At 61.4% G+C, this 14,719-nt stretch carries 16 protein-coding genes; 9 read left to right on the top strand and 7 right to left on the bottom strand.

All coding sequences use genetic code 11. The features are described 5' to 3' along the window. Window positions 1-137: 137 nt before the first annotated feature. Together QF039_RS25255 and QF039_RS25250 are read right to left on the bottom strand one after the other, a co-directional pair. Window positions 138-1,226 carry an endonuclease/exonuclease/phosphatase family protein gene (locus QF039_RS25255; protein WP_177020954.1) on the bottom strand — a complete coding sequence of 363 codons (1,089 nt, stop codon included), beginning with the start codon at window positions 1,224-1,226 and terminating at the stop codon, window positions 138-140. A gap of 40 nt (window positions 1,227-1,266) precedes the next feature. After that, a complete protein-coding gene (locus tag QF039_RS25250; RefSeq protein ID WP_003215498.1) occupies window positions 1,267-1,926 on the bottom strand; it encodes a YciC family protein in 660 nt (219 codons plus the stop codon). A gap of 179 nt (window positions 1,927-2,105) precedes the next feature. Here QF039_RS25250 and QF039_RS25245 point away from each other — a divergent pair, with 179 nt between their 5' ends. The 3 genes from QF039_RS25245 (at window position 2,106) to QF039_RS25235 (ending at window position 4,118) form a co-directional block, all read left to right on the top strand. Then, window positions 2,106-2,876, top strand: a complete 771-nt coding sequence (locus QF039_RS25245; RefSeq protein ID WP_008436594.1) for a DUF2076 domain-containing protein — start codon at window positions 2,106-2,108, stop codon at window positions 2,874-2,876. Window positions 2,877-3,005: 129 nt separating this feature from the next. After that, the gene (locus tag QF039_RS25240) at window positions 3,006-3,482 is read left to right on the top strand and encodes an NYN domain-containing protein (RefSeq protein WP_003215502.1); all 477 of its coding nucleotides are present in this window, start codon (window positions 3,006-3,008) and stop codon (window positions 3,480-3,482) included. A 24-nt stretch (window positions 3,483-3,506) separates the two neighbouring features. After that, complete coding sequence (locus QF039_RS25235) at window positions 3,507-4,118, top strand: PolC-type DNA polymerase III (protein WP_003215504.1); 612 nt, start codon at window positions 3,507-3,509, stop codon at window positions 4,116-4,118. A gap of 409 nt (window positions 4,119-4,527) precedes the next feature. Here QF039_RS25235 and QF039_RS25230 read toward each other — a convergent pair whose 3' ends face one another. Beyond that, window positions 4,528-4,989 (bottom strand): Lrp/AsnC family transcriptional regulator, encoded by a 462-nt coding sequence (locus QF039_RS25230; RefSeq protein WP_003215506.1) that lies wholly within the window; start codon window positions 4,987-4,989, stop codon window positions 4,528-4,530. 160 nt (window positions 4,990-5,149) lie between these two features. Here QF039_RS25230 and yedA point away from each other — a divergent pair, with 160 nt between their 5' ends. From yedA to QF039_RS25215, 3 genes are all read left to right on the top strand, one after another. Continuing rightward, entirely contained in the window at window positions 5,150-6,046 is an 897-nt protein-coding gene (gene yedA, locus QF039_RS25225; protein WP_307521265.1) for a drug/metabolite exporter YedA, read from the top strand. Window positions 6,047-6,094: 48 nt separating this feature from the next. Further along, a complete protein-coding gene (locus QF039_RS25220; RefSeq protein WP_003215511.1) occupies window positions 6,095-7,432 on the top strand; it encodes a DEAD/DEAH box helicase in 1,338 nt (445 codons plus the stop codon). 195 nt (window positions 7,433-7,627) lie between these two features. Beyond that, window positions 7,628-8,155 carry a hypothetical protein gene (locus QF039_RS25215; protein WP_307521263.1) on the top strand — a complete coding sequence of 176 codons (528 nt, stop codon included), beginning with the start codon at window positions 7,628-7,630 and terminating at the stop codon, window positions 8,153-8,155. A gap of 43 nt (window positions 8,156-8,198) precedes the next feature. On the opposite strand, the gene QF039_RS25210 is transcribed toward QF039_RS25215, so the two are convergent. Then, the gene (locus QF039_RS25210) at window positions 8,199-9,443 is read right to left on the bottom strand and encodes a TIGR03862 family flavoprotein (RefSeq protein ID WP_307521261.1); all 1,245 of its coding nucleotides are present in this window, start codon (window positions 9,441-9,443) and stop codon (window positions 8,199-8,201) included. 172 nt (window positions 9,444-9,615) lie between these two features. Continuing rightward, window positions 9,616-10,536: a histone deacetylase gene (locus tag QF039_RS25205; protein WP_008436610.1), complete on the bottom strand. Its 921-nt coding sequence runs from the start codon at window positions 10,534-10,536 to the stop codon at window positions 9,616-9,618. A 76-nt stretch (window positions 10,537-10,612) separates the two neighbouring features. On the opposite strand from QF039_RS25205, the gene QF039_RS25200 reads away from it, so the two are divergent. Genes QF039_RS25200 through QF039_RS25190 form a run of 3 tightly spaced genes read left to right on the top strand, consistent with a single transcriptional unit; the run spans window position 10,613 to window position 12,677 of the window. Then, the gene (locus QF039_RS25200) at window positions 10,613-11,182 is read left to right on the top strand and encodes a GNAT family N-acetyltransferase (RefSeq protein WP_003215518.1); all 570 of its coding nucleotides are present in this window, start codon (window positions 10,613-10,615) and stop codon (window positions 11,180-11,182) included. 41 nt (window positions 11,183-11,223) lie between these two features. Then, window positions 11,224-12,093, top strand: coding sequence for an acyl-CoA thioesterase II (gene tesB / locus QF039_RS25195; protein WP_003215520.1), 870 nt, complete (start codon window positions 11,224-11,226; stop codon window positions 12,091-12,093). Further along, window positions 12,090-12,677 (top strand): HAD family hydrolase, encoded by a 588-nt coding sequence (locus QF039_RS25190; RefSeq protein WP_307521258.1) that lies wholly within the window; start codon window positions 12,090-12,092, stop codon window positions 12,675-12,677. Before tesB ends, QF039_RS25190 begins: the two co-directional genes overlap by 4 nt. A gap of 132 nt (window positions 12,678-12,809) precedes the next feature. Here QF039_RS25190 and QF039_RS25185 read toward each other — a convergent pair whose 3' ends face one another. Beyond that, window positions 12,810-13,787: a hypothetical protein gene (locus QF039_RS25185; RefSeq protein WP_003215523.1), complete on the bottom strand. Its 978-nt coding sequence runs from the start codon at window positions 13,785-13,787 to the stop codon at window positions 12,810-12,812. Further along, entirely contained in the window at window positions 13,788-14,678 is an 891-nt protein-coding gene (locus tag QF039_RS25180) for a neutral zinc metallopeptidase (protein ID WP_003215526.1), read from the bottom strand. Between the last annotated feature and the right edge of the window lie 41 nt (window positions 14,679-14,719).

Below are 14,719 nucleotides of genomic sequence, written 5' to 3'. Positions count from 1 at the left end.
TACATCGCAGATCTAATGTGGGAGCTGGCTTGCCTGCGATGGCATCACCTCGGTCTGTCGGATAGACCGAGGTGCCTGCATCGCGGGCAAGCCCGGCTCCCACACAAGCCAGCTCCCACACTGTTTCGCCGCGTGGCTTACTGCGCGGCGGGCAACAGGAACCGCGCAATCACCGGCAAATGATTGGAGATACGCACCGTATCGCTCTGGCGCACCTTGCTCTCAACCTTCTTGATGCGCGAGCTGTGGAACAGGTAATCCAGCGTACGATCCGGCCCCTCTACGGTTGGGTCATTCGGGAAATATGTCAGCCACTGGTCCCGGTCAATCCCGCTGGATTGGCTGTTGCTCGGGATCATCGGGTACTTTTCCCACAGCAGGTGCAGCTCACTGTCCGGCGAGTATTGCCCGCGCTTGCCGGGGTCCAGGCGCAGGAACTGTCCCAGCGGCATCAGGTTGAAATCCCCACCCATCAGCCATGGCGTGCCGCGGCTCTCGAATTTATCCACCAGCTTGACGGTCGCCTGCACCTGTTCCAGCACGGCGTTGTGCCCGGGGGCCGCGCCGTCCAGGCGAGTATTGAGCACGGCCAACTGGCCGCCATCGCTCAACGGCAGGTAGGTCAGCAATAACGCAGGTTTGGGCTGGAACTGACGGCTGATCAGGTTGGCGCGTGCTACCGGCAATTGCAGGCGCTCGGCGTGTTCGATCTGGTAGCGGCTCATGGTCACCAGCTTGCGACCGACGCTGCCGAAGATATGCAGGTCGGGCACGAAGTCGGCTTTCCAGTCGAAGGCCTGGGCGCTGCACGGGTAGAGGTCGGCCAGGCGCTCCTGGAGCAAGGCCAGTTGGTCCTGGTAGCTGGAAGGCTTGGCGCCTTCGTCGACTTCCTGCAACAGCAGGATGTCGGGCTGCTCGTCGCGGATCACCCGCGCCACTTCGTCGAGGCTTGAAGCCATGTCTTCAACGGTCGGGCGGTCGTCCGGGCCGCTGCCGTCCGGGGTGTCGTACCAGAACACGTAGTTCTTGCCCGCCAGGTACTGCACGTTCCAGGTCATGACCTTTAGCGCCTGCCCAGGCAGCAGGGTCGGCGCACGGGGCGCGACGCAGCGGATGGGCAGGGTTTCCTTGTCGGCAGGGCGCCAGGTCAGGCTGTAGATCAAGCCGGTCAGCAGGGCCGCGAGGATCAGCAGGCCCAGCAAGGTAATGCGCAGTAGTCGGGTCATCGGCTCGGCTTATGGCGTTGCAGGACAGGCCCGGAGCATATCACCGCGCGTCGGCGTCGCCACCAATCAACATGAACAGGCGGAACAACACCACGCTGGTGAACAGTTGCAGGAAGCTTTGTGCGCTGTCGATCAGCAGGCCCAGCAGCGGGTTCGGGTCCGGATAGACCGCCACGCTGGCGCCCTTGAGCAACCACAGCGGGGTCATCACGCACAGCAGGCACACCAGGATCCGCCAGAAATGCCCACGGGTCAGGCGCAGGCTTTCCTTCATGGCCGACAGCGCCGACATGCCCCGCAGCACCAGCAGGTATTCGGCGAAAGCCAGCACCACCATCAGCCACAGGCCGGGCAGGAAATACAGCGACAGGCCCAGCAGGATCAGCAGCGTGCTGATTGCCGTCAGCAGGGCAAAGCGCGGCCACAGGGTCAGGGCCATGGCCAGCACATCCAGGGTGCGCGGCGATTCACCCCGGGTGCGGGCGTCGAGGAACAGGATCAGTGCGCCGGTGTACAGCGGGTACACCAGCAGCCCGATCACCACGCTGTAACCGGGAAACGCGTCTGGGCCGAGCGTGTGGTCGAGCACCTGTTGCAGCAGGGCTTCGAGGATCACCAGTGGCAGGCACAACTGCACGATGGCGCCCAGGTTGCGCTTGAAAAAGAAGAAGGAGTCGCGCAATACGTCTAACGGATTCATCAGGGTCTTCACAGGCCGAAAAGCAAGGGCGTTACTTTAACCGATCAAGAGCAGATGCAAGCAAACGTAAACCTTGCGTAAAGACCATTGAAACAATCAGCAACAGCCCCATAACTGGGTTGTACCTTGCACATCGTGCGCAAGGCGAAGATTTCTACCGGCAATCTAACGAGGTCGCCATGAACAGCGAAGAACAAACCCTGATCGACGGACTGTTTTCACGGTTGCAGCAAGCCGAAACGGACTCAGCCCCCCGCGACGCCCAGGCTGAAGCGCGGATCAAGGAACACGTCACTCGCCAACCGGCCGCTGCGTACTACATGACCCAGTCGATTCTGGTGCAAGAGCACGCGATCAAGAGCCTCGATGCGCAGAACAAGCAGCAGGCCCAGCAGATCCAGGAGTTGCAGGACCAACTGCAACAGGCCAGGTCCCAGGCGGCGCAGCCTGCACCGAGCAGTGGCGGTTTCCTGTCGAGCATTTTCGGCGGCGGTTCCCGTGACCCGCAGCCGACCCAGAGCGCACCGGCGTCGTCGGGCGGTGGCTGGCGTGAACCGGCGCGTCCGTCGTTTGGCGGGCAACCTGCGCCGCAGCAGAACTACGGTGCTCCCCAGCAGAACTATCAGCAGCCACAACAGGCACCCGCAGCGCCGATTGGCAGCGGTTTCCTCGGCGGCGCCCTGAAAACCGCAGCTGGCGTGGCCGGTGGTGTGATGCTGGCAGAAGGCATCAGCAGCCTGTTCAGCCACAACTCGCAACAACCGCAAGTGGTTGAAGAGATCATCCGCGAAGAGCCGGCTCCGGCCAGCGACAACGGCAACTGGGGCAACGACGACCAGAAATATGCCGGCAACGACAGCTGGGGCAGCGACAACGCCTCCGACAGCTTCGCCGACAACGACTATTCCGACGACTCCTCCTCCTTTGGCGACGACGATTCCTTCGTCTGACCCACACTCAACCGGGGCGCTTCGTCGCCCCGGGCTGATTTTTCTCGGAAACTCCCGTGTGGCTGGCATACTGGCAACCTTTCCGGGCCTTTGAGTCCGGGGTCCATGCGCGTGTCATGAGGATTTGCGGTGAAAAAGATAGCCGTGTTCGCCGATGTACAAAACCTCTACTACACCGTGCGCCAGGCGTACGGCTGTCACTTCAACTACGCGGCCCTGTGGGCTGACATCAGCCAGCGCGGGCAGATTGTCGAGGCGTATGCCTATGCCATCGACCGTGGCGACAGCAAACAGCAGCAGTTCCAGCAGATCCTGCGTAACCTGGGTTTTACCGTGAAGCTCAAGCCCTACATCCAGCGCAGCGACGGCTCGGCCAAGGGCGACTGGGACGTGGGCATCACCATCGACATCATGGACGCCGCCGCCCATGTCGACGAAGTGGTGCTGGCCTCCGGCGACGGTGATTTCGACATGCTGCTGGACCGCATCATCAGCAAGCACGGCGTCGAAGCCGTGGCCTACGGCGTGCCGGGGCTGACGGCCAACTCATTGATACGCGCCGCCAGCCGCTACGTGCCGATTGAAGGCGCGTTGCTGCTTAAATAGATTTTTGACGGAGTTGGAACAGGTTTGGAACGTATAGCGGTCATCGACTTTGAAACCACCGGCATCCAGCCGAGCAGCAGCTGCCGGGCCACGGAAATCGCCGTGGTCATCCTGGAGCAGGGCCAGATCGTGGACCGCTACCAGAGCCTGATGAACGCTGGTGTGCGTGTGCCGGGGTTTATTGAGCAACTGACCGGCATCAGCAACGCCATGTTGCGCACCGCACCGTCGGCGGAGCGGGTGATGAACGAGGTGAACGAGTTTGTCGGCACCACGCCGCTGCTGGCCCACAACGCCGCGTTTGACCAGAAGTTCTGGGATTTCGAGCTGGGGTTGATCCGGCGTACGCGTTTGCAGAAGTTTGCCTGTTCGCTATTGCTGGCGCGACGCTTGATGCCGGCGGCGCCGAACCACAAGCTGGGTACCCTGACCTCATTTGCCCAACTGCCCCACACCGGCAAGGCTCACCGGGCGATGGCGGACGCGGAGATGGCGGCGAACCTTACCGCTCACCTGGCCGAGGAACTGCGGCGCACCCACGGGTTGCGGGAGTTGTCACACGAATTGCTGTGCAGCTTGCAGAAGGTTCCGGCGGCGAAGATCAATGATCATCTGAAGAAGCATCGCGGGTTCTAAGTCGCTTGAGCAGAACTCCATCTTCAACATGACGAAGATCCAAATGTGGGAGCGGGCTTGCTCGCGAATACGGAGTATCAGCAAACACATGCGCTGACTGACACACCGCATTCGCGAGCAAGCCCGCTCCCACATTAGTTTTGCGGTGTTATCGAGGCTGTAAGCAGTCCAGCGACCGATCCACCACCACCTTCGAATCAGTGAAGCTACTGACGTCATCGCAGGCAAGCCAGCTCCCACAGTTGAGCGAGGGTGTTTCAGGCAACTCGGTCAACTATGGCGAACGTTCCCACGCTCCGCGTGGGAATGCCGCCCTGGACGCTCTGCGTCCGCTCTTGAAGTCGTGACGCAGAGCGTCACCGGATGCGTTCCCACGCAGAGCGTGGGAACGAGCTGCAGAGCGGCGTGTTCAGTTGCCACTCTTCCCATTCCCCTCCAACTGCCCCAACGGCACCCGCCGCTCTATCGCGCTCGACAAGATGATCGAGGTCTTGCTGAACCCGAATTTCGCCACCCGATTGATCAGGTTCTCCAGCTCCGGCATCGAGCCCACCGCCGCCTGCATGATCACGCACGGATCGCCCGTCACCCGATGGCATTCAGTCAACTCGGGAATTTCCGACAGCGCGTCGTAAACCTTCTGGCTCCCATGATTGGTCAACCGCAACTCAATCACGCACTGGATCGGCAACCCCACCTTCGACAGGTCGACCTTGGCCTGATACCCGGTAATCACACCACTGGCTTCCAGTTTCGCCACTCGCTCAGCCACGGCGGGCGCGGACAGGTTCACGGTGCGCGCCAGTTGCGCGTAGGACGCGCGGCCGTCTTCCAGCAGGGCGCTGAGAAGCATACGGTCGTATTTGTCCATGATAAGGCTCCGGGAATGCATAGCTTTCGAAAGCACGGTTTATAGCCTTGATAACCATGTTTTGAAAAGTGTACTGGCGCTTTAAACAGGTTTTGTAACTTATGTTTACGGCCGGGGATTTCTAAAATAACGCTCCCTTGTCCTGCCACAGAGCTGCCCAATGCCTGGCCCACGTCGCTTTCCCTTACCGTTGATCGCCGCCTTTTTTGCGTTGTATGTGATCTGGGGGTCTACCTACCTGGTGATTCGCATTGGTGTGGAGTACTGGCCGCCGCTGTTGCTGGCGGGGATTCGCTTCATGACAGCGGGTGCGCTGATGTATGCCTTCCTGCGCTGGCGCGGGGCGCCGGCGCCGACCTGGGTGCAGTGGAAGGCCGCCGGCAAGATCGGCATTTTGCTGCTGACCTTCGGTAACGGTGCGGTCAGTGTGGCCGAACATACGGGCGTGGCTTCCGGCGTGGCCGCGTTGGCGGTGGCGACGGTGCCGTTGTTCACCTTGCTCTGTGGTTATTTCTGGGGCGCGCGTAATACCCGTCTGGAATGGGCCGGGGTGGTGCTGGGGATTATCGGCATCGCCATGCTCAATATGGGCTCCAACCTGCAATCGAGCCCCACCGGTGCGGCCTTGCTGATCTTTGCGGCGGCGGCCTGGGCCTTTGGTTCGGTGTGGAGCAAGCATTTGCCGCTGCCTCAAGGCGCGATGGCCAGTGCGGCGGAGATGCTGATCGCAGGTTTCGTGCTGCTGTTGCTCAGTGCCGTCAGCGGCGAACACCTCCAAGCCATGCCGCCGCTGGAAGGCTGGCTGGCCCTGGCGTACTTGACCGTGTTCGGCTCGATCATCGCCTTCAATGCCTATATGTACCTGCTCAAGCACGTACGCCCGGCGGCGGCCACCAGCTATGCCTACGTCAACCCGGCGGTGGCGGTGTTGCTCGGGATTGTGTTTGTCGGTGAGACCATCGGCACGGAAGAAGCCCTGGCGATGTTGGTGATTATCAGCGCGGTGCTGCTGATCAGCCTGCCACAGTGGCGAAAGCCAAAACCGGAAATAAGGTAAACTGCCGCGCATTGCGACCTTGCGCTGACTTTTTCCTACGGTATTTCCATGACTTTCGCCACACTTGGCCTGATCGAACCCTTGCTGCGCGCCCTTGAGACGCTTGGCTACCAGACCCCGACGCCGGTGCAGGCGCAAGCCATTCCGGCGGTGCTGGCAGGCCGTGACCTGATGGCTGCGGCCCAGACCGGCACCGGCAAGACCGCCGGTTTCGCCGTGCCGCTGCTGCAACTGCTGACCATGGAAGGGCCGAAAGTCAGCGCCAACTCGGTGCGCGCGCTGATCCTGTGCCCGACCCGCGAACTGGCCGAGCAGGTTCATGCGAGCGTCGCCGAGTACGCCCAAAACGTGCCGCTGACCACTTACGCCGTGTACGGCGGCGTGAGCATCAACCCGCAGATGATGAAGCTGCGCAAAGGCGTTGATGTGCTGGTCGCCACCCCTGGCCGCCTGATCGACCTGTTCCGCCAGAACGCGCTGAAGCTCAACCAGCTGCAAACCCTGGTGCTGGATGAAGCCGACCGCATGCTCGACCTGGGCTTCTCCGAAGAACTGGCGAACATCTACCGCATGCTGCCGAAAAAGCGCCAGACCTTGCTGTTCTCCGCAACCTTCTCCGACGAGATCCGCCAGTTGGCCGGGCAGATGCTCAACGACCCGCTGACTGTCGAAGTCAGCCCGCGCAACGTCGCTGCCAACACCGTCAAGCAATGGGTGGTGCCGGTGGACAAAAAGCGCAAGGCCGAGCTGTTTGTGCACCTGATGCGCAAGGGCCGCTGGAAGCAGGTGCTGGTGTTCGCCAAGACCCGTAACGGTGTGGACGCGCTGGTGGAAAAACTCCAGGGCCTGGGCATCAATGCCGACGGGATTCACGGCGACAAGCCACAAGCCACGCGCCAGCGTGCGCTGGATCGCTTCAAGAGCAGCGACGTGCAGATCCTGGTGGCCACCGACGTGGCGGCCCGTGGCCTGGATATCGAAGACTTGCCGCTGGTGGTCAACTTTGACCTGCCGATCGTGGCCGAGGACTACATCCACCGCATCGGCCGTACCGGTCGTGCGGGCAACACCGGTGAGGCGATTTCCCTGGTGTGCGCCGATGAAGTGAACATGCTGTCGGCCATCGAGATGCTGACCCGTCAGACGTTGACCCGGAAGATGGAGCAGGACTTCGAACCGGAGCACCGTGTGCCGGATACCGATGCCACTGGTCAGGTGGTGAAGAAGCCGAAAAAGCCGAAGAAACCCAAGGCTTCGGGCGGCGGTGGTGGCAAGCGCAACCTGGGCAAGTGGGTGGACAGCGGGGAGGCGACGCCGGTCGAGCCTTCGATCAAGCCAGTGCGTAAGGTGCCCGTGTTTAACACCGGGCCGCGGAAAAAGAAGTAGGGCTTGTTGGTTATCATGTAAACGCATAGTGACTACCGTGAGCGGAGCAATTCCGCTCGCGTTAAGTTGTGCCTCGTCATCCTTGATGAGTTATTGCTTGTGATTTGGATATTTTTTGTAATTGTCGCCGTGTTTAAGTGCTGGAACTTAAAATACTTCATTTCCACTGAGGTTGAGTCAGAAACTGATTTCTGAATGACGAACTTAGATGGAGATGTAGATATGGCTGTGTTTTTAGTACCTTTTGTTTTGCCGGTCCTGGCGGCGGCGGGCATTATCGGCGGCGTTGTTGTAGACGGCGAAATCAAGAAAGGCAAGGCTGCTGACGAGAAAGCTTTCAAGCAGGTAGAGTTGCGTGTGGCCGAATTAAGGTCCCGGGTTGAAGACCATGCGGCGCGCGGCGAGTATGGGCAGGCAATCCATTCGTTCAGAGAGTTGATGTCGTTGTATGAGGCTAATTATTCGATCAGTCCTGAGATAAGGGCGCCATTGGATAAGTATCTACAGGATATGCTTTGTACCAGTCAGGAAGAGGGCCAGAAACTCAGCTACGCCTTCAAGCAGGAATGGAGCGATTTGAAACACGGCGATCCTTCCAGACTCTTCAGTGCGTATTCAGGTTATATAGAAAATCTGAAAATTTTACTGCCTGAAGAGGATGCTTTCCTGCAGAAGCAAGTAACAGCTTTTAAACGTGCCTATCCCGATCTAACAGCCAGTTGAGTCAGAGGTAACTTTGCTGCCGGGCGGTGATGGGGTGAGTGGGTCATGCCGGGGTGGCCGGCCTCAACCACTCAAGAACACCGCGCCCTGCCGCCTGCCCGCTGGCAAAACACCCCGTCAGCAAATACCCGCCCGTCGGCGCTTCCCAGTCCAGCATCTCGCCTGCGCAAAAAACGCCCGGCAATTGCTTGATCATCAAGCGTTCATCCAGCGCCTCAAACGGCACGCCGCCTGCGGTACTGATGGCTTCGTCCATTGGCCGGGTTTTCACCAGCTTCAGCGGCAGCGCCTTGATATCCACCGCCAGCTGCGCCGGATCATTGAAGTGCTCCGCCGGTGACAGCTCGCGCAAAAGCGCCGCCTTCACCCCATCCAATCCCAACTGACTGTGCAAATGCTTGCTCATCGAGCGTGAGCCGCGCGGCTTGCTCAGCGCTGCGATCACCTTGTCCAGTGGCTTACTCGGCAACAGGTCAATGTGCACCGTGGCCGATCCATCCCGGTTGATCGCCTCACGAATCGGTGCCGACAACGCATAGATCAGGCTGCCTTCGATGCCCGTGGCGGTGACCACACATTCCCCCAGCCGTGGCTTGTCGTCTGCCAGGCCAATGGCGACGTTTTTCAGCGGTGCCCCGGCGAATTTGCTGACCATCAACTCGCTCCAGGCCGACACCTCGAAGCCACAGTTGCTCGGTTGCAACGCCGCGTAAGGCACGCCTTTGTCTTCCAGCAACTTCAGCCACGCCCCATCCGAGCCCAAGCGCGACCAACTGCCGCCGCCCAAGGCCAGCAACACTGCATCACCGCGTACGCTTTTTTCGCCCTCGGGGCTGTGGATAAGCAGGCTGCCATCGGCATTCCAACCCAGCCAGCGATGGCGGGTGTGGATAACTACGCCCTGGTCGCGCAGGCGCTTGAGCCAGGCCCGCAGCAGCGGGGCGGCTTTCATGTCAGTAGGAAACACCCGGCCGGAGCTGCCGATAAAGGTTTCAATCCCCAACCCGTGTATCCATTCGCACAACGCTTCGGCACCGAACTGACGCAGCAACGGCGCCATGCACGGCGCCCGTTCGGCATAGCGCGCCAGAAACGCCGGGTAAGGTTCGGAATGGGTGATGTTCATGCCGCCCACGCCCGCCAGCAGGAACTTGCGGCCTACCGAGGGCATACCGTCGTACAGGTCGACCCGGATCCCGGCCTGGCTCAACACTTCGGCGGCCATCAGCCCCGCCGGGCCGCCGCCGATGATGATGACGTGTTGAGATGGGGTTTGAGTCTGGGGCATGGGGATAACTGCGGTTCGGCAAAGTAGGCCGAGCATTCTACCCGAGGATGCTCATGCTGCCTGATCAAAAAACATACAGCCTTCTGCAGGCCAGGCGGCTTATGGCCTGCAGGGGCTTTCACTCAGGTTATCCACAGGCAGTTCCACAGCGATTGTGGGTAACGCGCATAACTCAATGACAGCCTGATGACGTCCAGACGCGCTGCGCGCTGTGGTGCAGGATCCCGTGGCGACGGGCCAGGGCAGGGCGGTCTTTGCTGTAGCCGCCGCCGATCACCCCGACCACCGGAATATCGCGGCCCAGGCAGTGGCGCATCACGCTTTCATCGCGGGCGGCGACGCCTTGGTCTGTCAGCTTGAGGTAGCCGAGGGCGTCGTCCTTGTGTACATCCACGCCGGCGTCATACAGCACCAGGTCGGGCTGATACAGCGGCAGCAGGTAGTTGAGGGCATCGTCGACCACCTTGAGGTAGTCCGCGTCGCCCATGCCCATCGGCAGCGGGATGTCCCAGTCGCTTTGCGCCTTGCGCGCGGGGAAGTTCTTTTCGCAGTGCAGGGACACGGTGATTGCATCCGGGGTGTCGTGGAGGATGCGTGCGGTGCCGTCGCCCTGGTGCACGTCGCAGTCGAAGATCAGCACCCGGTTGACCCGCCCGCTGGCCAGCAGGTAATGGCTGATCACGGCCAGGTCATTGAAGATGCAGAAACCCGCCGGGTAATCGTAGTGGGCGTGGTGGGTGCCGCCGGCCAGGTGGCAGGCCAGGCCGTGTTCCAGGGCCTGCTCGGCGGCCAGCAACGAACCGCCCACCGCGCGCACGGTGCGCCGGGCCAGGGCTTCGCTCCAAGGCAGGCCAAGGCGCCGTTGGTCTTCGCGCGACAACTCGCCGCTCATGTAGCGTTCGATATACCCAGGTTCATGGGCCAGGGCCAGAATCTCGGCGGGGCAGAGTTCCGGGCGCAGCAGTTGGCTGTCCCGTGTCAGGCCGCTCTCCACCAGATGGTCACGCAACAGGCGGAATTTATCCATGGGGAAGCGGTGGTCTGCCGGGAACTCGGGGCTGTAGTCGTCGTGGTAGATCAATGGCAAGGGCATGGCGATTTCTGACGGGAACCAGCGACGGATCTTAACAGCGCGTTACACTCACGCACATGGCAAGGGAGGGGGACCAATGGAGCCGATACTGCAATTGGAAAGCGCACGCCTGGTGCTGCGCCAATGGAGCGATGCCGACTTGCCGGAGTTTGCGCGCATGTGCGCCGACCCGCAGGTGATGCGGTATTTCCCGGCCACCTTGAGCCGCCTGGAAAGTGCCGCGCTGATCGGGCGTATTCGCGGCCATTTTGCCGAGTACGGTTTTGGCCTGTGGGCGTTGCAGCGCAAGGACAGCGGCGAATTCATCGGCCTCACCGGCTTGCTGAATGTGAGCTTCGAGGCACCGTTCACTCCGGCGGTGGAGATCGGCTGGCGCCTGGCCAGGGAACACTGGGGCCTGGGTTACGCCAGCGAAGCCGCCTGGACTGCCCTGCGCTGTGGTTTCGACCGGCTGAAGCTGGACGAAATCGTTTCGTTTACCACTGAAGCCAATCTGCCATCACAAAAAGTCATGCAGGCCATCGGTATGCATTACGATCCCCTGGCAGATTTTGAACACCCCAAGGTCGCAGCCGATGACCCCTTGCGGCATCATGTGTTGTATCGCATCACCCGCGCCCAATGGTTGGACACGCTGCACGGATAAGCAGCCCGGAATGCCCAATAGATTGTTGTAGGAGATGCTCTATGAGCCAAGTGTTGGAAGATCTGGTGGACCTGCTGACCCTGGAACCGATCGAGGAAAACCTCTTTCGCGGCCGCAGCCAGGACCTGGGCTTTCGCCAGCTGTTCGGCGGCCAGGTGCTCGGCCAGTCGCTGTCGGCAGCCAGCCAGACCGTTGAAGAGGCGCGGCATGTGCATTCGTTGCACGGTTACTTCCTGCGCCCCGGCGATGCGGCGTTGCCGGTGGTGTATTCGGTTGACCGGGTGCGCGATGGCGGCAGTTTCAGCACGCGCCGGGTGACGGCGATCCAGAAGGGCAACCCGATCTTCACCTGCAGCGCTTCGTTCCAGTACGACGAAGAAGGCTTCGAGCACCAGACCACCATGCCTGTGGTGGTCGGCCCGGAGAACCTGCCGTCGGAGCTGGAGCTGACCCAGCAGCGTGCGCACCTGATTCCCGAGCACATGCGCGAAAAGCTGCTGTGCCCCAAGCCAATCGAAGTAAGGCCGGTGACCGAGAAAGACCCGTACAACCCGCAGCCGTCCGACCCGGTCAAATACGTGTGGTTTCGTGCGGACGGCGCCCTGGCCGACTCGCCGGCGCTGCACAAATACCTGCTGGCCTACGCTTCGGACTTCGGCCTGCTGACCACCTCGCTGCTGCCCCACGGCAAGACCGTGTGGCAGAAAGACATGCAAGTCGCCAGCCTCGACCACGCGCTGTGGTTCCACGCCGACCTGCGTGCCGATGACTGGTTGCTCTACGCCATGGACAGCCCATGGGCCGGCAATTCCCGTGGGTTCTCCCGGGGCAGCGTGTACAACCGCGCCGGGCAACTGGTGGCATCGGTTACCCAGGAAGGCTTGATTCGTCATCGCAAGGATTGGGCATGAGCCTCAGTGATGTGAAGCACTGGGTGTTCGACATGGATGGCACCCTGACGGTGGCCGTGCATGATTTTGCGGCGATCCGCGTGGCCCTGGATATTCCGGCGACTGACGACATTCTTACGCACCTGGCGGCGTTGCCCGCCGATGAAGCAGCGGCCAAGCATGCGTGGTTGCTTGCGCATGAGCGTGAGTTGGCGCTGGGTTCGGTGGCGGCGGAGGGGGCGGTGGAGTTGGTGCGGGAATTGGCCGGGCGGGGTTATCGCCTGGGCATCCTGACGCGCAATGCGCGGGAGCTGGCCCATGTGACATTGCAGGCGATTGGCCTGGCGGACTGCTTTGCAGCCGAGGATGTGCTGGGGCGTGATGATGCGCCGCCCAAGCCTGACCCGGGTGGTTTGTTGAAGCTGGCGCGAGCGTGGGAAGTGGCGCCGCAAGAGATGGTGATGGTCGGTGATTACCGCTTTGATCTGGATTGTGGGCGGGCGGCGGGGACGAAGACTGTGCTGGTCAATCTGCCGGAAAACCCGTGGCCGGAGCTGGCGGATTGGCATGCCGAAGATTGCGCGGTATTGCGCCGGATGCTCTAACCCCAGGCAATGAAGATCAAATGTGGGAGCTGGCTTGCCTGCGATGCAGACACTGCGGTGTATCAGTAACACCCAGGTGATGCCATCGCAGGCAAGCCAGCTCCCACATTTTTGATCCGGTTTCTTCAGTGGTTATTGGAACAGTACTTTCTGCCCTTCAGGCGACGTAAACATCTTGTCCCCGTTATGCCCAACCCCCGGCACTTCCACCAGCTTGTGGCCCAACTGCGGGTGCCGCTGCTTGAGGTAGTCAAAATAATTGTGCCCGCGAATCAAGCGATACGCGCCCTGGGTTTCAGCACCGCAGCTCTTGTCCAGCGCCGGGTGATTCGGGTCGGTGTCCTGCTGGCCCAGCAAGTAAGTGACATTACGCGAAACGTAAGCCTGCTCCAGCTGCTCGGCACTTTGCCCCTTGGCGTAGGCCGGCAGGTTTTGCATGCCGTACTTCCAGTCGTTGAAGCCCGGGCAACTGGCAACATCGAATTTCACCGGACGCTGTGGGCTGAAGTACGCGTAGGACGACGGGTTGGCCACCACATAACGCAGGCTGATGCCCTCGGTTTGCAGCAGCGGGTGATCATGCCCGGTCAGCGCAAAACGCTGCACCACCTGGCCGCCACCGGAATGGCCGGCCACCACGATTTCCTTCAGGTTCGGGAACAGCTTGCGGTTGCCCAGGTGCTTGATGATCTGGTCCAGCGCGCCGTAGGAGCTGATCTGGCCCGGGCCTGTGGACGGCTCGCCGGCCATCCAGTCGTTACTGTTCCAGCGCAGGGTCTGGCTGTCGATCTGGTTGCGCTTGAGGTCGGTCTGGTTGAGGAACTGTGGCGCAATCACCAGGGTATTGGCGTTTTGTCCTGCGGCTTCGGCCGCTTTTTCGCCGCTGTCCAGGTAGGTCATCGCGTTGCGCAAACGGCCATGCACGATGATCAGCGCGCGGGTAACTTGAGGCAGCGGCTGGCGCCAGTCCTGGCTCAAGCCGACGCTCAGGTCGCCGGCATCCAGGTGAAAACGATCGGGACTGACCACCTTGACGCCATGTTCGGCAGCCCAGGTGGAGGAGGAACAGGTGATCAACAAACCTAACAGCAGACCCAGTCGTTTATTCATTTAAAGGCTCTTGGCGGTAAAGGTGTCGCATTGAGTGATCTGGCCCTGGGCGAAGCCGGTCTTGAACCAGCGAACCCGCTGTGCCGAGGTGCCGTGGGTAAACGAGTCAGGCACCACGCGGCCCTGGCCCTGTTGCTGCAAGCGGTCATCGCCAATCGCGTTGGCCGCATTCAGTGCTTCTTCAATGTCGCCGGGCTCCAGCCAGTTCAGGCGCTTTTGCGCGCGGTTGGCCCACACCCCGGCGAAGCAGTCGGCTTGCAGCTCCTGGCGCACCAGCAGGCCGCCGTCGCCTTGCATCTGCCGGCCTTGCTGGCGGGCTGCCTGAATCTTCGCCGAGATGCCCAGCAGCGTCTGCACGTGATGTCCGACTTCATGAGCGATCACGTAGGCCTGGGCGAAGTCGCCGGCGGCCTTGAAGCGCTGGGACATTTCCCGGAAGAAATCCAGGTCCAGGTATACCTGTTGGTCTGCCGGGCAATAGAACGGCCCGCTGGCGGACGTGGCGCCACCGCAGGCGGAGTTCACCCGGCCGCGGAACAGGATCAGTTTGGGGTTCTTGTAGGTCAGGCCGTTTTCCTGGAACACCTGGGCCCAGGTGTCTTCGGTGTCGCCGAGGACGGCGCGCACGAAGTCGGCTTGTTCATCATTGGCCGGCGGCGCCTGGCGGGTTTGCGGGCTGACGGAGGGCGCTTGCTCGGTGAGCTGGCCGCTGAGTTGCCCGAGGATCTGCATCGGGTCCTGGCCGGTCAGCCAGCCGATGCCGACGATCAGCACGATGGCCGTCAGGCTCAGGCCCTTGCCGCCCCCAAAACGCATGCCACCGCCACCGCCGCCGCTGTCATCGCGGGCGTCTACCACGTTGTCGCTGCGTCGGCCTTTTTTCCATAGCATGTGGCAATCCTCTTTGTGAACCTGCAGCTCAGTGTTGTTGG

Source organism: Pseudomonas sp. W2I6 (assembly GCF_030815935.1).
In the GTDB taxonomy this organism is placed as follows: Bacteria; Pseudomonadota; Gammaproteobacteria; order Pseudomonadales; family Pseudomonadaceae; genus Aquipseudomonas.
This window is presented reverse-complemented; position numbering and strand designations above follow the sequence as displayed.